At 56.8% G+C, this 16979-nt stretch carries 18 protein-coding genes; 16 read left to right on the top strand and 2 right to left on the bottom strand.

Annotation, left to right across the window (positions count from 1 at the left end):
• Positions 1–3 precede the first annotated feature (3 nt).
• The 7 genes from HW452_RS10265 to HW452_RS10235 all read left to right on the top strand — a co-directional run bounded on the left by HW452_RS10265 (position 4) and on the right by HW452_RS10235 (position 7693).
• Positions 4–201: a hypothetical protein gene (locus tag HW452_RS10265; RefSeq protein WP_224106014.1), complete on the top strand. Its 198-nt coding sequence runs from the start codon at positions 4–6 to the stop codon at positions 199–201.
• Positions 201–608: an OsmC family protein gene (locus HW452_RS10260; protein ID WP_224106013.1), complete on the top strand. Its 408-nt coding sequence runs from the start codon at positions 201–203 to the stop codon at positions 606–608. The genes HW452_RS10265 and HW452_RS10260 overlap by 1 nt, the downstream gene beginning before the upstream one ends.
• Before the next feature lie 35 nt (positions 609–643).
• On the top strand, positions 644–2671 hold the full coding sequence (gene uvrB / locus HW452_RS10255) for an excinuclease ABC subunit UvrB (RefSeq protein ID WP_224106012.1): 2028 nt from the start codon (positions 644–646) through the stop codon (positions 2669–2671).
• 3 nt (positions 2672–2674) lie between these two features.
• Positions 2675–3499 (top strand): endonuclease VIII, encoded by an 825-nt coding sequence (gene nei / locus HW452_RS10250; RefSeq protein WP_224106011.1) that lies wholly within the window; start codon positions 2675–2677, stop codon positions 3497–3499.
• Positions 3500–3682: 183 nt separating this feature from the next.
• Positions 3683–5188: a fumarate hydratase gene (locus tag HW452_RS10245; protein WP_224106010.1), complete on the top strand. Its 1506-nt coding sequence runs from the start codon at positions 3683–3685 to the stop codon at positions 5186–5188.
• 116 nt (positions 5189–5304) lie between these two features.
• Positions 5305–6723, top strand: coding sequence for a cardiolipin synthase (gene cls, locus HW452_RS10240; RefSeq protein ID WP_224106009.1), 1419 nt, complete (start codon positions 5305–5307; stop codon positions 6721–6723).
• 52 nt (positions 6724–6775) lie between these two features.
• On the top strand, positions 6776–7693 hold the full coding sequence (locus tag HW452_RS10235) for a LysR substrate-binding domain-containing protein (RefSeq protein ID WP_224106008.1): 918 nt from the start codon (positions 6776–6778) through the stop codon (positions 7691–7693).
• Between the two features lies 1 nt (position 7694).
• Here HW452_RS10235 and HW452_RS10230 read toward each other — a convergent pair whose 3' ends face one another.
• Entirely contained in the window at positions 7695–8792 is a 1098-nt protein-coding gene (locus tag HW452_RS10230; RefSeq protein ID WP_224106007.1) for a bifunctional nicotinamide-nucleotide adenylyltransferase/Nudix hydroxylase, read from the bottom strand.
• Between the two features lie 154 nt (positions 8793–8946).
• Here HW452_RS10230 and HW452_RS10225 point away from each other — a divergent pair, with 154 nt between their 5' ends.
• Both HW452_RS10225 and HW452_RS10220 read left to right on the top strand, forming a co-directional pair.
• Positions 8947–9885, top strand: a complete 939-nt coding sequence (locus HW452_RS10225) for a YihY/virulence factor BrkB family protein (protein WP_224106006.1) — start codon at positions 8947–8949, stop codon at positions 9883–9885.
• Positions 9885–10157 carry an acylphosphatase gene (locus tag HW452_RS10220; RefSeq protein ID WP_425348103.1) on the top strand — a complete coding sequence of 91 codons (273 nt, stop codon included), beginning with the start codon at positions 9885–9887 and terminating at the stop codon, positions 10155–10157. Before HW452_RS10225 ends, HW452_RS10220 begins: the two co-directional genes overlap by 1 nt.
• Here HW452_RS10220 and HW452_RS10215 read toward each other — a convergent pair whose 3' ends face one another.
• On the bottom strand, positions 10158–11108 hold the full coding sequence (locus HW452_RS10215) for a D-2-hydroxyacid dehydrogenase (protein WP_224106005.1): 951 nt from the start codon (positions 11106–11108) through the stop codon (positions 10158–10160). It lies immediately after the preceding gene.
• A gap of 186 nt (positions 11109–11294) precedes the next feature.
• Here HW452_RS10215 and HW452_RS10210 point away from each other — a divergent pair, with 186 nt between their 5' ends.
• From HW452_RS10210 to tolQ, 7 genes are all read left to right on the top strand, one after another.
• Positions 11295–11570: an FmdB family zinc ribbon protein gene (locus HW452_RS10210; RefSeq protein ID WP_224106004.1), complete on the top strand. Its 276-nt coding sequence runs from the start codon at positions 11295–11297 to the stop codon at positions 11568–11570.
• A gap of 62 nt (positions 11571–11632) precedes the next feature.
• Complete coding sequence (aspS, locus tag HW452_RS10205; RefSeq protein ID WP_224106003.1) at positions 11633–13414, top strand: aspartate--tRNA ligase; 1782 nt, start codon at positions 11633–11635, stop codon at positions 13412–13414.
• Positions 13415–13501: 87 nt separating this feature from the next.
• The gene (ruvC, locus tag HW452_RS10200) at positions 13502–14053 is read left to right on the top strand and encodes a crossover junction endodeoxyribonuclease RuvC (RefSeq protein WP_224106002.1); all 552 of its coding nucleotides are present in this window, start codon (positions 13502–13504) and stop codon (positions 14051–14053) included.
• 68 nt (positions 14054–14121) lie between these two features.
• A complete protein-coding gene (ruvA, locus tag HW452_RS10195; protein WP_224106001.1) occupies positions 14122–14727 on the top strand; it encodes a Holliday junction branch migration protein RuvA in 606 nt (201 codons plus the stop codon).
• A 48-nt stretch (positions 14728–14775) separates the two neighbouring features.
• Positions 14776–15813 carry a Holliday junction branch migration DNA helicase RuvB gene (gene ruvB, locus HW452_RS10190; protein ID WP_224106000.1) on the top strand — a complete coding sequence of 346 codons (1038 nt, stop codon included), beginning with the start codon at positions 14776–14778 and terminating at the stop codon, positions 15811–15813.
• Entirely contained in the window at positions 15810–16208 is a 399-nt protein-coding gene (gene ybgC / locus HW452_RS10185; protein ID WP_224105999.1) for a tol-pal system-associated acyl-CoA thioesterase, read from the top strand. The genes ruvB and ybgC overlap by 4 nt, the downstream gene beginning before the upstream one ends.
• Positions 16209–16294: 86 nt before the next feature.
• Positions 16295–16975 (top strand): protein TolQ, encoded by a 681-nt coding sequence (tolQ, locus tag HW452_RS10180; RefSeq protein WP_224105998.1) that lies wholly within the window; start codon positions 16295–16297, stop codon positions 16973–16975.
• The last annotated feature ends 4 nt before the right edge of the window (positions 16976–16979 follow it).

Below are 16979 nucleotides of genomic sequence, written 5' to 3'. Positions count from 1 at the left end.
GCAATGGCACAGCAGTCGTTAACGTTTCAAGGCGTAAAGAATGCCGATCAGGTAAACAAGATTACCACAGCACTGATGATGCTGGACGGTGTCGATAGTGCCGAAGTGGGCCGTCATGGTGCCGATGTAGACGGGCGCGTCAAGCGTGAAGCGTTGATCGCTGCGGTAGAGAAACTCAAACTGGGAGTCAGCGTGTCCTGATGCATTCGCCTATTACGGTCATTAGCCAGCGTAACCATGTATTTCGTCAGCGTGTCGAGATCAATAGCCTCGAGGCGCTCTATGTCGATGTACCCAAGGCAGTGGGTGGGGAGGGTAGTGCGCCTGATCCTCACGACTATTTCGATATTTCGCTGGGGGCCTGCAAGGCGATCACCGTACAGATGTATGCCAAGCGCAAACAATGGCCTCTGGAGGCGGTGACGGTAACGATACACAGAGATGATAGTGAAGAAGCCGAAGGAACCTACAAGCTCACTGTCGTTCTTGCTCTGCATGGCATCAGCGACCCTGAGCAACGTGCAAGGCTTGAAGAGATCAGCCTGCGTTGCCCGATACAGCGGCTCATGACTCAGGCCACCATCGATATCACGACCCAGGCGGTTTGATTCTCCAGGGTTCAATTTCTCAGTCAGGAGCGACGATGAGCAAAGAGTTTCGGTTACAGTCGAAATTTCAGCCCGCCGGCGACCAGCCAAACGCCATCAAGGGATTGGTAAGTGGCCTGGAATCAGGACTTGCCCATCAGACGCTGCTTGGAGTCACGGGGTCGGGCAAGACATTCACCATGGCCAACGTGGTGCAAACGCTTCAACGGCCCACCATTGTCATGGCCCCCAACAAGACGCTAGCTGCGCAGCTTTATGGCGAGTTCAAGGCATTCTTCCCGGATAACGCCGTCGAGTACTTCGTATCCTACTACGACTACTATCAGCCAGAGGCCTACGTACCTTCTTCGGATACGTTTATCGAAAAGGATGCCTCGATCAACGATCATATCGAGCAGATGCGCCTATCTGCCACAAAAGCGTTGCTCGAACGACGCGATGCCCTGATCGTCGTGTCGGTCTCGGCGATCTACGGCCTGGGTGATCCGGACCAGTACTTGAAGATGCGCCTGCACTTTACCCGCGGTGAATTGATCGACCAGCGCGCTTTCCTGCGACGTCTGGCCGAGCTTCAGTACACCCGAAACGATATGGATTTTCGTCGTGGTACGTATCGCGTGCGCGGTGACGTGATCGATATCTTTCCTGCGGACTCTGAAGAGGACGCAGTGCGTGTGGAGCTGTTCGATAACGAAATCGACTCGATCCGCCTCTTTGATCCACTGACGGGGGACATCCGCAGCCAGGTGCCGCGAATGACCATCTACCCGAAATCCCACTATGTCACACCCCGCGAGACCATTCTGGGCGCCATCGATGCCATCAAGGGGGAGCTGAAAGAGCGACTCGACTGGATGCGCAAGCACGAGCGTCTGGTGGAAGCGCAGCGCCTTGAACAGCGCACGCTCTACGACATCGAAATGATGCTGGAGCTCGGCTACTGTAACGGTATCGAGAACTACTCCCGCTATCTTTCCGGCCGAGCGCCCGGCGAGCCGCCACCCACGTTCTTCGACTATCTTCCGGATGACGCGCTGCTGTTCATCGATGAGTCGCACGTCAGTGTTCCTCAGGTAGGCGGTATGTACAAGGGCGATCGCTCGCGCAAGGAAACCCTTGTGGAGTATGGCTTCCGCTTGCCTTCGGCGCTCGACAACCGACCCATGAAGTTCGAGGAGTGGGAGTCCATCTGCCCGCAGACCATCTTCGTTTCGGCCACTCCTGGTCCTTACGAGGCAGAACACGCAAGCCAGGTGGTCGAACAGGTAGTGCGACCCACCGGCCTACTGGACCCTGAGATAGAGGTACGCCCGGCCAGCACCCAGGTAGATGATCTACTCTCCGAAATAGGCCTGCGCATCAGCGTGGGCGAGCGGGTGCTGGTGACCACCCTGACCAAGCGCATGGCAGAGGATTTGACCGAATACTTTGATGAGCACGGCATTCGCGTGCGCTATCTGCACTCGGATATCGATACCGTTGAACGGGTAGAAATCATTCGCGACCTTCGACTGGGCAAGTTCGACGTTCTGGTGGGTATCAACCTGCTGCGCGAGGGCCTGGATATTCCCGAGGTATCACTGGTCGCCATTCTGGACGCCGACAAGGAGGGCTTCTTGCGCGCCGAGCGTTCGCTCATCCAGACCATTGGCCGTGCCGCACGCAATGCCCACGGCAAAGCCATCTTGTATGGTGACCGAATTACCGATTCAATGCGCAAGGCAATCGACGAGACCGAGCGCCGGCGTACCAAGCAGCAGGCGCACAACGAGAAGCATGGCATTACACCGACCACCGTCACACGCTCGGTAGCTGATATTCTGGAAGCGGCACAGGCACCCGGCGGCAAGAAGAGCAATCGTAAACGTGGAGCTGAACGCAAGGTGGCAGAAGGGGCTGGCGATTATGATATTGCCAACATGGGACAGCATGACTTGCTGGCGGCCATCAGCAAACTCGAAGATGCCATGTTTGAAGCCGCGCAGAACCTGGAGTTTGAAGAAGCGGCGCGCCTGCGCGACCAGCTCAATCAAATGAAAGAGAAACAGCTGGCGCTAGGATAACGCATGCCGGAAGGACCCGAAATTCGTCGAGCAGCGGACCGCATCGAAAAACAGATAGGCGGTAGAGTAGTTGAAGATGCCTGGTTTGCATTTCCCGAGCTGGCGAGCCAGGCCGACAGCTTGATTGGGCAGCGGGTAGTGGGCGTTGATACCCGCGGCAAGGCAATGCTGATCAGGTTTGCCAATCAGAAAGTGCTCTACTCGCATAACCAGCTGTACGGTGTGTGGAAGCTGCATCGCGCCGATCAGCCACCAGACACCAAACGCTCTCTCAGAGTACGCCTTGAGTCCGAGGGCAGGGTAGCCAGTCTCTATAGTGCCTCGGACATTTCGCTATGGGATAAGCAAGCTCTTGGCCAGCATCCCTTTCTTGCTCGCCTGGGTCCTGATCTCTTGAGTGAAAAGGTGAGCGCTGACGATGTGCTGGTGCGCCTGACCCTGAAGCCGTTCTATCGGCGAAGCCTCGGAGCATTGCTGCTTGATCAGGGGTTGGTGGCCGGGCTGGGTAACTATTTACGCTCGGAAATCCTTTTCTTTGCAAGGCTTCACCCAGCCAAGCGGCCTGCCGACCTTTCTCTAGATCAACAGAAAACCCTGGCGATGCTGATCGTGGATATCACTCGTCAAGCCTACAAGCTGGCGGGCGTGACCAATACCGAAGCCTGGATCGAGCAGGCAAGAGCAACTGGCGAGACGCGTCGCCAATGGCGTTTTGCGGTTTTCGAACGTGCTGGGCTGAGCTGTCATCGTTGCGGCGATATCATAGAGAGAATGAGCGTCGGTTCGCGGCGACTTTACTGGTGCCCTACGTGTCAGCCTGCGTCTTGATAAGGTTTATACCGTTATCTTGTTTAGCTTATCATCGTAGCTTGAGAGGGATTGCTGGTCAGGCACTGCAGTAGAAGCTGCCGCTTTATTACCAATACGGTATACTCGGGGCACGCTTAAACGGCCATTATCATGCAGTTAAAAAAGCCGTAGACAAGACGCAAACCAAGGAGCCGTTACTCCATGACCGTGATTCGCCAGGACGACGTGATTCAAAGCGTTGCCGATGCTCTGCAGTATATCTCTTACTACCATCCCAAAGACTTCATCGACGCGATGGATGCTGCCTACAAGCGCGAGCAGAATCCTGCCGCTAAAGATGCCATTGCGCAGATCCTGATCAATTCGAGAATGTGCGCCACTGGCCATCGTCCCATCTGCCAGGATACCGGTATCGTTACCGTATTCGTTCATGTGGGCATGAACGTGACCTGGGAAGCGGACATGAGCCTGGATGATATGGTCAACGAAGGTGTGCGTCGCGCCTATCTGTTGCCGGATAACGTACTGCGCGCCTCTGTACTTGCCGACCCGGACGGCAAGAGGCAGAACACCAAGGACAATACTCCTGCCATCATTCATCACAAGCTCGTGCCTGGTGACAAGGTGGACATTCACGTGGCCGCCAAGGGCGGTGGTAGCGAAGCCAAATCCAAGTTCGCCATGCTCAACCCGTCAGATAGCGTCGTCGACTGGGTCATGGAGCAACTGCCCAAGATGGGTGCAGGCTGGTGCCCGCCGGGTATGCTGGGTATTGGTATCGGCGGTACCGCCGAGAAGGCCATGGAAATTGCCAAGGAAGCACTGCTGGATCCGATCGATATCCAGGAGCTGCAGGCCCGTGGCGCAAGTAACCGTGCTGAAGAGCTGCGCCTTGAGCTTTTTGAAAAGGTCAACCAGAGCGGTATCGGCGCCCAGGGCTTGGGTGGACTGACGACGGTGCTGGATATCAAGGTCAAGGACTATCCGACTCACGCGGCCAACAAGCCGGTAGCCATCATTCCCAACTGTGCGGCTACCCGCCATGCGCATTTCACGCTGGATGGTTCAGGCCCCGTGGCACTTGCGCCACCCAAGCTCGAAGACTGGCCAGAAATTACCCGCGAAACTGGCGAAAACGTCAAGCGTGTCGATCTGGACAGCATTACCCCGGAAGAGGTGAAAACCTGGCAGCCCGGCGACACGCTGCTGCTCAACGGCAAGCTGCTGACCGGTCGCGATGCGGCTCACAAGCGCATGGTCGACATGATTGCCAAGGGCGAGCCACTGCCGGTAGATATGAAAGGGCGGTTCATCTATTACGTCGGCCCGGTAGATCCTATCGGCAATGAAGTGGTCGGGCCGGCAGGGCCTACTACGGCAACCCGAATGGACAAGTTTACCCGTACCATGCTCGAAGAGACTGGCCTTCTGGGTATGGTCGGCAAGGCCGAGCGTGGTCAGCAGGCAATTGAAGCGATCCGTGATAACGAGGCAGTCTATCTGATGGCTGTAGGTGGCTCGGCGTACCTGGTTGCCCAGGCGATCAAGAAATCTCGCGTGGTCGGCTTTGAAGACCTTGGAATGGAAGCCATTTACGAGTTCGAAGTGGAAGACATGCCGGTTACCGTGGCCGTTGATAGTCTCGGTACGTCGGTACACGAGACCGGGCCGGCAAAATGGAAGGAAATCATCGCGCAAACCGCATGATGTCGATTGCGTGATAGGTCTCTAGCCGTCAGAAGCCCCGTGCACGCGGGGCTTCTGTGCATTTTGTTCAGCAAGACGTTGTTTAAACGACTAATACGCTTGATGGGGAAGTAGGTATGGCCTCTTGGTTGCTAGGGACAAGCATCATGCTGATACACGTTCTAGGAATGGTATCGGCCGTCATGGCATTGATGTCGAGCCGAACGTCCCAGGGCGCTGTTGCCTGGATCATTTCCTTACTGACCTTTCCCTATATCGCGCTGCCGGCATACTGGTTCTTTGGACGCCCGCGCTTTTATGGATATGTCATGGCCCGAGGCGCACGGGATAACGTACTGAGACGGGTCCTGGCGCGCTATTACGAAAGCTCTTTACCCTTTCATGTGACTCCCGCGAGTTCCGATATCCAGGCCGTTGAACAACTGGCCATGATGCCGCTGACGCGGGGCAACAATGCATCGCTGCTGATAGATGGTGACGCCACTTTCGCCAGCCTTTTCGAAGGTATCGACAGGGCAGAACACTACCTGCTGCTGCAGTTCTTCATCGTCCGCGATGATGCACTCGGCCGTCGGCTTCAAGCTCACTTGTTGAAAGCGGCACGGCGAGGGGTACGGGTCTATTTTCTCTACGATGAAATAGGCAGCCGCAAGCTAGGCGAAGGCTACCTTAAAGAACTCATCGCTGAAGATATCGAGGTCAGCCCGTTTCGCTCTTCGCGAGGGTTCAAGCATCGTTTTCAACTGAATTTCCGTAACCACCGCAAGATAGCCGTTATCGATGGCAGGCAAGGGTGGCTTGGTGGCTTCAATGTTGGCATCGAATATCTGGGGCAGAGCCGCAAGCACGGGCCCTGGCGTGATACTCATCTGATGCTGGAAGGGCCAAGCGTGCTTGGTCTTCAGGAAGCCTTTTGGGAAGATTGGCACTGGGCTACCGGCGAGGTTGCCAGCTTGAACTGGCAGGCCGAACGTCATGCAGATACCGACCATCATGTAGTGATCGTACCTTCAGGCCCAGCAGATCGGCAGGACACGGCAAGCCTGTTGGTCCAGCAATTGATTCATAGCGCGACTCATCGGTTATGGGTAACGAGCCCTTATTTCGTCCCGGATCAGGGCGTTCAGGACGCGCTGCGGCTGGCCGCCATGCGCGGTATCGACGTACGGGTCATGATCCCGGAGCGTCCCGATCATCTGCTGGTCTTTTTATCCGCGTTCTCGTTTTTGCCCGACATGTTGAAAGCCGGCGTTAAAATATACCGTTATCTTCCTGGTTTTTTACATCAAAAGATCATGCTAATCGATAATGAGGCAGCAACTGTCGGCACGGTAAACCTGGATAACCGTTCATTTCGCTTGAATTTCGAAATTACCGCTTTCATACCCAGCACAACTTTTGCAGAAGAAGTACATCAGATGCTGGAAAACGATTTCGCTCAATGTCGACGCGTGACCGTCGATGAAATTCAGCGGCGGCCTCTATGGAAAAAAGTTGTTTCGCGGGCAGCTTACCTGATGTCGCCTATACAATAAGCAGTGATCGACACAATGCAAAGACACGATACAAAGGGCAAAGGAGTGCGAGGTGAATCTTGAAACAAAATGGCTTGAAGATTTCGTAGCCCTTGCCAATACTCGCAGCTTTTCAGCATCTGCACGCCAACGCCACGTTACCCAACCGGCTTTCAGTCGCCGCATTCGTGCGTTGGAGCAGGCCGTGGATGTAACGCTGGTAGATCGTTCCACCACGCCAGTCGGGCTTACATCGGAAGGCCAGCTGTTCTTGGTTACTGCGCGCAATCTGGTAGAGCAGCTCAATGAATCGCTGAGCCACTTGCGCGGGCTTTCCATTGCCAACGAGGCGCTGGATATCGTGGCTGCCCATTCACTGGCACTCAGTTTCTTTCCGCCATGGATATCTCGCCTGCAAAAGGGTCTGGGAGAGTTACCTACACGACTGGTGGCCATGAACGTAGGAGAGGCCATTCATGTACTGCGCGAAGGTAACTGTGATCTCATGCTGGCTTATTATGATCCGTTTGCCACCATGCAGCTGGATGCAGAAGTGTTTCCATCCTTTTCGATCGGCAAGGTCAAGATGCTGCCCGTATCGTTGCCTGATGAGAATGGAGAACCCTGCTATTCGCTGCAGGGGAGTGCATCCATTCCCTATCTAGCCTATACCCAGGGCGCTTTTCTAGGTCGCAGTGTGCGCATGCTGCTGAAGAATGATCCACTGCGCATGAAACTTCGCACCGTCTATGAGACCGCCATGGCAGAAGGTTTGAAAGGAATGGTGCTCCAGGGAATAGGTGCCGCCTGGATACCGGATTTTTGCATTCGTGAAGAACTCAAGAGCGGTCGGCTGGTAAGAGCAGGTGACGAGAGCTGGGATATTCCGTTGGAAATTCGTCTTTATCGCTGCTCACTGGTACACAAGCCAGGTGTCGAGAAACTGTGGCGACAGATGATGAAGTTACCGCGGGACTTCTTGCAAGCGTGACCTAGGGCGATGATCCAAGATCGGCCGGCAGGCCCAGAAAGTTCTGAATGATAAAGAAGTGGTCTTCGAACAGGCTATCGGGTTCAAGGTCCGCCAAGGCTACCCAGCTGGCTTGATCACCACCTTTGACTGGCTTCAGGCGAGGCAGCTGCTGATCTGGACGCAGCGCAAAGTAGAAGGCCTCGGCCAGGGTACGCCCACGCCAGCTGCGGTGAGGCTCATCGAATAGCCGCTGTCCGCGCAGCGAGCCTTTCAATACGGGCTCAGGGACCTTGAGGCGCAGTCGCTCTCTCAGCTCGCGCAGGCATGCATCCAGCAGTCGCTCTTGAGGATTGATGAACCCGCCGGGAAGGGCATAAAGCCCCTTGCCGGGTGCTGCCTGACGGCGTACCAGCAACACATGTCCTGACTGAACGACCACGGCATTGACCGTAACAAAGACAGGCGGGTAGGGCGCAGGTGCCCAGGCTTTTCGATATTGGTCCAGCAGTGCCTGCTCTTCAAGAAGCCGTAGATAGGCATCGCTTTGGCGAAATTCATTCACACTGCTTATCACACCGGACGACAGATCACGGTGAGCGTCGCAGCTCAGGTAGTCGCTCGCCGCGTTTTTCGAACAAAACAGCCGCTCGCGGATCTGGCCGGATGAAATATCCTCGACCAGCGGGACGCTGACCGACTCCCATTGAGGAAAAAGCGACAGGTAATAACTCGATTGCCCGCGGCTCGCCCCAATCAGGCCTATTCTTGGCAGGCGTGCATTTGCCGGCGTTGCCAGGTCACGTACCTTGCGCTGCACATCGCGTACCCATACGTCATCGTTGTACAACGCATCCAATAACGGTGTTATCTCCAGGCGCTGGTTATCGGCCTGGCCAAACATCGAGCGAATCATGATCTGGCGCTCGTCAAACTGCCAGGGGTTGCGCAGCGAACGCGCCTGCCAGGCAGACCCTGCCAGCACGATAACCTGGCGTGCCTGTTTCAGTGCTTCACGAAGAATCGCAAGATGGCCTAGATGAGGCGGCTGGAAACGGCCGATGAACACCAAACAATCAAAGGCATAAGCAGGCGTAGAACCGTTGGCGTCAGAAGCCATGAAGCCTCCTTGAATGCTTGATGAACTAAACGCGCTATTATGGGGAAGGAGGTAACAGGGCGCAATGTGATCAATGCTGCGCACTCGTCGCGCATTAGGTATGCTGTCAGGCAGTTACAAGAAAGACGCTCTCGAACTACTCAAGGGAATGAATATGCTGAAAAAACACCTCACGTTCTGGTGGAAGGTCGTTCAGGACGCCATATCTTTATGGCTGGAGCGCAATGCGTTCAGCTACGCAGGGTCACTGGCGTTCTACACGCTTTTTTCGCTGGCTCCGACCATCATCATTGCCGTGACGGTGATTGGCGTAGTGCTGGGTGAAGACGCTGCACAGGGCCAGATCGTGGCGCAGTTGCAAGGGTCGCTTGGCGTGGATGTAGCATCAGCCATTGAAGGCGCTGTTGCTCAATCGCGTATCGAAGAGTCAGGCTTGTTGCCGACTTTCCTCGGAGTAGGGGCGCTGCTGGTCGGGGCTACCACCGTGTTTGCTCAAATGCAGTTCTCCTTGAATACCATCTGGGGCGTAACCGCCAAGCCTACCAGTAACAGCATGTTCATCTTTATCAAGACACGTCTGCTATCGCTTACCGTAGTGCTATCGATCGGCTTCATCTTGCTTGTTTCGCTGATTCTAGGCGTGGCGCTGCGCGGTATGTTGCAGGCAGCCAACGATATTCTGCCGCTGGCGAGTTACTTCACCACGATTCTGGAATCCCTGATTTCCCTTGGTGTAGTCGTGCTGCTGTTTGCGACCATTTTCAAGGTGCTACCGGATGTCGTGCTGCGTTGGCAAGATGTATTTATCGGGGCCGTGGTCACTGCCATCTTGTTTACCATCGGGCGTAACCTGATTGCCGTCTACCTTGCCTATACCGCCACGGCGTCTACCTACGGCGCAGCAGGGTCGGTCGTGATGGTGCTGCTATGGGTCTACTACTCGTCGCTGATCCTGCTGTTTGGTGCAGCGTTTACCCGTTCGCTCCTGTTGCGCCGGGGCAGAAGGCTGGTTCCTCGTAACAGCGCTGTGCTCATCCGCCAGGAGATCCTCGAAACCGAAAGACCCGCCCCCAAGCATGGAGAGGAATTCTGATGTCACACTGTCAACGCGCCCTGGTCAGCGGCAAGGTGCAGGGCGTAGGGTACCGCCGTGCCACTCAGAAGCAGGCTATTGCCGAGCAGGTCACAGGCCATGCCAGAAATCTGCCGGACGGGCGAGTAGACGTGCTGATGTGTGGCGAGCCCGACGCCCTCGAAAGGCTAGCCGAGTGGCTCTGGAAGGGCCCCGCGCAGGCGCGGGTAACCCAGGTCGAGATGAGCACCGTGGCGGGCTGCCAGGTGCCCAGCCGTTTCTCTACCGAGTGATCACGCGGGCGACGAGGCGTCTTTCCACTGAGCAATGTTGTCTGCGGTCAGCCTGATGATGTTCTGGCGTGCTTCGGGCGTTATCCAGGCGTTGTGAGGTGTCACGATCAAGTTCAGCGGCTCCGAGAGAGCATCCAGCAAGGGGTGACCATCGCGCGGCGGCTCGGTTGGAAGCACATCCACGGCCAGGCCGCCTATGCTGCCCTGACGCAGTGCGTCGAGGGCAGCCTCTTCATCGATGATACCGCCTCGCGCGCAGTTGATGACCAGCAATGATGACTTGGCAGCTGCCAGCCGCTCCTGATTGATCAAGTGTTTGGTATCGGCGTTAAGTGGGCAGTGCAGGCTGATGATATCGGCCTCGGGCATCAGCGAATCCAGCGAGGGGCGCGTGTCATTTGCCTCATTGCCCGGACGTGCAGCGAAGGTGACTCGCATACCAAAGGCGTCTGCCAGGCGCGCGACCTCCGAGCCCAGCTCCCCCTGGCCCACCATGACCAGGTGCTTGCCGGCAAGCTGTAGCGTCGGATGGTCCTGCAGGCAGAAGAACTCGCTGCGCTGCCAGGCGCCGCTGGCCACCTCACGCTGATAAAGCGGCAGCCGGTTGGCCAGCGTCAAGATCAGCATCAACGTATGCTGAGACACGCTGGCGGTGCCGTAGGCGTTCACGTTCTTGACGACAATTCCGAGCGCCTTGGCGGCATCCAGGTCTATGTTGTTGAGCCCCGTGGCCATGACACAGATCAGGCGCAGCCTGGGAAGCTGCTTCAGCGTCTCGCCGTCCAGCACCACCTTGTTGACCAGGGCAATGTCGGCATCCGCCAGCCGCTCAAGAGCCTCCTGGGTAGAACTCTGGTCATGCACATCAAGCTGGCTCACCGCGTCTTGAATAACGCTTACATCAATCTGCGGGCCCATGCTCTTGGCGTCCAACATCACGGCGTGAAGCATTTTATTCTCTCCAGTTAGGGCCGAGGAGCAGTTAGCCTTGCTCGGCAGGGGGCACAAAAGGGTATAATATTGCCGCTTGATCAACCGCAGCCTTGGATTTTATCTCGGCAGGCCACATATTCGCAGCTGGCTGCGTTTATATTCGCCAATATCCTGTCGTTGTTGAGCTTTTCAGGAGTTATCAACATGCCTATCTATGAATATGAGTGCAAGGCCTGCGGCCATCGCATGGAAAAATTGCAGAAAGTCAGCGCGGACCCGCTAACGCTGTGTCCCGCATGCCGCCAGGATGATCTGGCACGACTCGTATCCGCTGCCGGCTTTCGCCTGGCGGGGGGTGGCTGGTATGAAACCGATTTCAAGACGGGAAGCAAGAAGAACCTGGCCGCTGATGGCAAGGGAGCCGCTTCCAGTACCAGCGCCAAGAGTGACACTACATCCAAGTCACCAGGCGCCGCCTAGCGGGCGCTGAGCCTCAACGGCTCGTGACACCTTATTTGCCACGTAACAGAACAGGATTTGACATGCGCAGCCATTATTGCGGCCAGCTAAACGAGACACTGGTGGATCAAACGGTCACCGTTTGCGGATGGGTACATCGTCGCCGCGATCACGGTGGGGTAATTTTCCTCGACATGCGTGACCGCGATGGTATTGCCCAGTTTGTGGTAGACCCGGATACTGCCGATGCGTTTGCGAATGCCGACCGCGCCCGCGGTGAGTATGTTCTGCGTATTACCGGCCGGGTTCGACTGCGCCCTGAAGGCACCCAGAATCCCAACATGCCGACCGGCATGATCGAGGTACTGGCCAAGGAAGTGGAAGTGCTCAACACGGCCGCTACACCTCCGTTTCAGCTTGATGAGCACGGCAAGGTAGGCGAAGAGGTACGTCTGAAGCATCGCTATATCGATCTGCGCCGTCCGGACATGATCGAAAAACTGCGCCTGCGCTCGCGTATCTCGCATACCGTTCGCGCGTTTCTGGAAAACCAGGGCTTTCTGGATATCGAAACGCCCATCCTGACCCGTGCAACGCCTGAGGGCGCCCGTGACTATCTGGTGCCCAGCCGAACACATGCAGGCAGCTTCTTTGCCCTGCCGCAGTCACCGCAGCTGTTCAAGCAGCTTCTGATGGTGGCCGGTTTCGACCGTTACTACCAGATTGCAAAGTGCTTCCGCGATGAAGACCTGCGCGCCGATCGTCAGCCTGAATTCACCCAGATCGATATCGAAGCTTCCTTCGTTGAAGAAGACGACATCATGGGCATTACCGAAGCCATGATCCGTCAGCTTTTCCAGGAAGTGCTCAGCGTCGAGCTGCCGGAATTCCCGCGCATGACCTGGCAGGAAGCCATGGACCGCTTCGGTTCCGACAAGCCGGATCTGCGTATTCCGCTCGAGCTGACCGACGTGGACGATTTGATGCAACAGGTCGATTTCAAGGTCTTCTCGGGCCCGGCCAGCGCTGAAGATGGCCGGGTAGCGGCACTCAAGGTGCCGGGCGGTGCCAAGCTGTCGCGTAAGGAAATCGACGAATACACCAAGTTCGTGGGTATCTATGGTGCCAAGGGCCTGGCCTGGATCAAGGTCAATGAGCGTGCCAAGGGACTTGAAGGGCTGCAGTCGCCCATCGTCAAGTTCATGGAAAACATCGTTGAGGAACTCCTTGATCGCCTTGGCGCGGAAGATGGCGATATCATCTTCTTCGGCGCCGACAAGACCCGCATCGTCAACGAAGCAATCGGCGCACTGCGCGTCAAGCTGGGCGCGGATCTCGATCTCTACACCCAGAGCTGGGCGCCGCTGTGGGTTGTCGACTTCCCCATGTTCGAAGCCGACGACAATGGTCGCCTGAGCCCGCTGCACCACCCGTTTACTGCGCCTTCCTGCTCGCCGGAAGAGCTCAAGGCCGACCCCGCGAAGGCGCTCTCGCGTGCCTACGATATGGTGTTGAACGGCACCGAGCTGGGTGGAGGCTCCATTCGTATTCACGACCAGACCATGCAGAGCACGGTATTCGAGATTCTGGGCATTGGTGAAGAGGAAGCCCAGGAGAAATTTGGCTTCCTGCTGGACGCGCTTCAGTATGGTGCACCGCCTCACGGTGGTCTGGCGTTCGGGCTTGATCGTCTGGTCATGCTGATGGTCGGCGCCAAGACCATCCGTGAAGTCATCGCGTTCCCGAAAACTCAGAGTGCGGCCTGCTTGATGACAGACGCGCCGGGTGAGGTCAGCCCTGACCAGTTGAAGGATTTGAATATCCGGTTACGCCAAAAGGCAAAGCCTGAAGCGGCTGGCGAGTAACATCGCCGGCTGACAGGCCGCCGATTGCTGAAAACACCGACGCTCCGGCGTCGGTGTTTTTGTATGGTAAAAGTGAGTACACGCATCATGGATGGAACACAAGCGACACTACCGGTACGCATTCTCGGGATCGATCCGGGCTCGCGTATTACCGGCTATGGAATCATTGATCTCAACGGCGTAAAGCCGAGCTATGTTTCCAGCGGCTGCATTCGCACCTCCGATGGTCCGCTCGAGCAGCGCCTGGCCCAGATCTATGCAGGATTGAGTGAAGTCGTTGGTCTTTACAGGCCTACGGATACGGCCATCGAGCGGGTATTCCTGTCGAAAAACGTCGACTCTGCACTCAAGCTAGGTCAGGCACGGGGGGCGGCGCTGGTATGTATGGCCAATCATGGCCTAGGCGTTGCCGAATACGCGGCACGCCGCATCAAGGAAGCAGTGACTGGTCAGGGCGGCGCCGATAAATTGCAAGTGCAACATATGGTAACGGCACTGCTCAAGCTTTCTGCCACGCCCCAGGCGGATGCCGCCGATGCGCTGGCCATCGCCCTTACCCATGCCTACTCATGCAACGGTCTGCCCGTGGCGGCCAGCGGACGCAGCCGACGCGCATCCACCGGGCGTTGGCGGCTTTAACGACTACTGGTCACCTGTACAGAGTGGCATTATAGTAAACGCCTGTTTTTACTATCGCGAGCGTATTTATGATTGGACGTCTAAGTGGCTATCTGCTGGAAAAACAACCGCCCTGGGTCGTGATCGACGTTCATGGCGTGGGGTACGAGCTTGAAGCCTCGATGAACACGCTGATCTCGCTGCCCGCGGTGGGAGAAAGCGCATCGCTGTATACCCACTTGACCATTCGCGATGACGCACACCTGCTTTACGGTTTTGCTCGCGAGCACGAGCGGGCACTGTTTCGAGCGCTGATCAAGGTCAACGGTGTCGGCCCCAAGCTGGCCCTGGCCATTCTCTCCGGCATGGATGAAGACGCCTTCATGCGCTGCGTGCGTGACGACGACAGTAAAGCCCTGACCAAACTCCCCGGCGTAGGCAAGAAGACCGCCGAACGGCTCATTATCGAAATGCGCGATCGTTTCCCCGAGTGGGAAAACGGTTCATACGCGCCGCTTCCACTGGAAGCAGCCAACGGCAAGCCTGTTCGTAACAGCCTGGCAGATGCGGAATCCGCTCTGGTCAGCCTGGGCTACAAGCTGACCGAAGCCAGCAAGATGCTGGCCGACCTTGACCCGCAGCAGCCAACGGAAGCCCTGATCAAGGCTGCGCTGACGCGCCGTATGAACGGCTGATGGGTGCCGTCGCACGGTATAGGCCGCCTCTATTGAAGAAGAGCATTTATGTTAGAACATGACCGGCTGATAGCCGCCGAAGCAGAGCAGGGCGAAGGACGGATCGACCATGCCATTCGCCCTAAACGACTCGAAGACTATATCGGCCAGCCGCGCGTCCGCGAGCAGCTGGAGATATTCATCGGGGCCGCTCGCCTGCGTGACGAAAGCCTTGACCATACGTTGGTGTTTGGCCCGCCAGGGCTGGGTAAAACCACTCTTGCCAATATCATTGCTACTGAAATGGGCGTGGGACTGAAGTCCACGTCGGGGCCGGTGCTCGAGCGCGCAGGCGACCTGGCCGCCATGCTGACCAACCTGGAGCCGGGCGATGTACTGTTCATCGACGAAATTCACCGGCTTTCACCCGCGGTTGAAGAAGTGCTTTACCCGGCCATGGAAGATTTTCAGCTCGACATCATGATCGGCGAAGGGCCCGCTGCGCGCTCGATCAAGCTGGACCTTCCACGTTTTACCCTGGTGGGCGCGACCACTCGCGCAGGGCTTTTGACATCACCGCTGCGTGATCGCTTCGGTATCGTGCAGCGCCTGGAGTTTTACAATCTCGAAGAGCTTACCGAAATCGTGACTCGCTCGGCGCGCCTTTTAGGTGTTGAGACCAGCCGTGAAGGCGCCGTGGAAGTCGCTCGTCGCTCTCGCGGCACGCCGCGTATCGCCAATCGACTGCTGCGCCGGGTGCGCGACTACGCTGAGATAAAAGGCAACGGTACTGTGGATGTTGCGCTCGCCGATGCGGCGTTGAACATGCTCAACGTGGATCACTATGGCCTGGATCATATGGACCGTCGTCTGCTGCTTGCCATGATCGACAAGTTCGAGGGCGGGCCCGTCGGGGTCGATTCGCTCTCGGCGGCCATTGGCGAGGAGCGCAACACCATCGAGGATGTAATCGAGCCTTATCTGATTCAGCAAGGCCTGATGATGCGCACACCCCGAGGCCGCACGGTCACTCGCCAGGCGTGGCTGCACTTCAACCGAGTGCCCAATGAGCACTCGGTCGACATGGAAGGAGAGCGCCGCCCATGAGCCTTGCGTTTTCGCTACCCGTTCGCGTTTACATGGAAGATACAGACGCCGGCGGGATTGTCTACTACGTTAACTACCTGAAGTTTATGGAACGCTCGCGCAGCGAGTGGTTACGCAAGCTTGGACTTGACCAGCAAACGCTACTAGACGAAAGCACGCAGCTAGTGGTATATCGCTTAGCCTGCCACTATGCGAAACCAGCACGGCTGGACGAGTCACTGATCGTCACGGCCCGGGTCATAGAGACAGATCGTTGCCGAGTCACGTTTGAACAGCGTGTAGAGCGGGGCGAGGAACTCCTATGCAGCGCCACAGTCGAGATAGCCTGCCTGGACGCCAAACGTCTGCGCCCTAAGGCCTGGCCTGCGGCTTTTCAGGCAGGGCTAATGACTTAACCGCGGTTTCATGATTGAAAATCACCACTTTGTCGGCAACGTCCGGCGTTAATTGATTGATGAGGGCACCTGTGAACGATAACACCATGTCCATCCCGCACCTGATAATGAGTGCCAGCGTCGTTGTACAGCTGGTAATGCTACTGCTGGTGGTGGGGTCGATCCTGTCCTGGGTGGTGATCTTTCAGCGTAGCATTGCGCTACGCCGTGCCAAACAGGAGTACAACCAGTTCGAAGAGTCGTTCTGGTCAGGGGTCGATTTAAACGAGCTGTATCGAGAGATACCGGCAGATGACCCACGTCACGGCGCCGAACACATCTTTCAAGCGGGTTTTCGCGAATTCAACCGCCTGATGCCCAAGACTCGCAATGCCGACACCGTACTGGAAGGTGTACAGCGCAGCATGCGTGTTGCCTGGTCTCGTGAGGAAGACCGCCTGACCCAGCATTTGGTCTTCTTGGCAACGGTGGCTTCGGCAAGCCCTTATATCGGTCTGTTCGGTACCGTCTGGGGTATCATGGGTTCGTTTCAGTCACTTTCCATGACGCAGCAGGCAACGCTGGCAACCGTGGCGCCCTGGATCGCCGAAGCTCTGATTGCCACGGCAATGGGACTGTTTGCCGCCATCCCTGCGGTCATTTTCTACAACCGCCTCTCCAACAACGCGTCTCGTCTGCTTGGCAAATACGAAGACTTCGCCGAAGAATTTCACGCGATCTTGCACCGCAACCTGCAAGGCCGCGACGGCAAGCCTAGCGCCAGTTAAGGGA

The organism is Vreelandella aquamarina, from assembly GCF_020075495.1.
In the GTDB taxonomy this organism is placed as follows: domain Bacteria; phylum Pseudomonadota; class Gammaproteobacteria; order Pseudomonadales; family Halomonadaceae; genus Vreelandella; species Vreelandella aquamarina_A.
This window is presented reverse-complemented; position numbering and strand designations above follow the sequence as displayed.

Bases quoted from the DNA above. Each gene is read 5' to 3' on its own strand.
- nei (WP_224106011.1), top strand. From the start codon at position 2,675: ATGCCGGAAGGACCCGAAATTCGTCGAGCAGCGGACCGCATCGAAAAA.
- uvrB (WP_224106012.1), top strand. From the start codon at position 644: ATGAGCAAAGAGTTTCGGTTACAGTCGAAATTTCAGCCCGCCGGCGAC.
- HW452_RS10260 (WP_224106013.1), top strand. From the start codon at position 201: ATGCATTCGCCTATTACGGTCATTAGCCAGCGTAACCATGTATTTCGT.
- HW452_RS10265 (WP_224106014.1), top strand. From the start codon at position 4: ATGGCACAGCAGTCGTTAACGTTTCAAGGCGTAAAGAATGCCGATCAG.
- aspS (WP_224106003.1), top strand. From the start codon at position 11,633: ATGCGCAGCCATTATTGCGGCCAGCTAAACGAGACACTGGTGGATCAA.
- HW452_RS10230 (WP_224106007.1), bottom strand. From the start codon at position 8,792: ATGGCTTCTGACGCCAACGGTTCTACGCCTGCTTATGCCTTTGATTGT.
- ruvA (WP_224106001.1), top strand. From the start codon at position 14,122: ATGATTGGACGTCTAAGTGGCTATCTGCTGGAAAAACAACCGCCCTGG.
- HW452_RS10245 (WP_224106010.1), top strand. From the start codon at position 3,683: ATGACCGTGATTCGCCAGGACGACGTGATTCAAAGCGTTGCCGATGCT.
- HW452_RS10225 (WP_224106006.1), top strand. From the start codon at position 8,947: ATGCTGAAAAAACACCTCACGTTCTGGTGGAAGGTCGTTCAGGACGCC.
- HW452_RS10210 (WP_224106004.1), top strand. From the start codon at position 11,295: ATGCCTATCTATGAATATGAGTGCAAGGCCTGCGGCCATCGCATGGAA.
- ruvC (WP_224106002.1), top strand. From the start codon at position 13,502: ATGGATGGAACACAAGCGACACTACCGGTACGCATTCTCGGGATCGAT.
- HW452_RS10220 (WP_425348103.1), top strand. From the start codon at position 9,885: ATGTCACACTGTCAACGCGCCCTGGTCAGCGGCAAGGTGCAGGGCGTA.
- ybgC (WP_224105999.1), top strand. From the start codon at position 15,810: ATGAGCCTTGCGTTTTCGCTACCCGTTCGCGTTTACATGGAAGATACA.
- tolQ (WP_224105998.1), top strand. From the start codon at position 16,295: ATGTCCATCCCGCACCTGATAATGAGTGCCAGCGTCGTTGTACAGCTG.
- ruvB (WP_224106000.1), top strand. From the start codon at position 14,776: ATGTTAGAACATGACCGGCTGATAGCCGCCGAAGCAGAGCAGGGCGAA.
- cls (WP_224106009.1), top strand. From the start codon at position 5,305: ATGGCCTCTTGGTTGCTAGGGACAAGCATCATGCTGATACACGTTCTA.
- HW452_RS10215 (WP_224106005.1), bottom strand. From the start codon at position 11,108: ATGCTTCACGCCGTGATGTTGGACGCCAAGAGCATGGGCCCGCAGATT.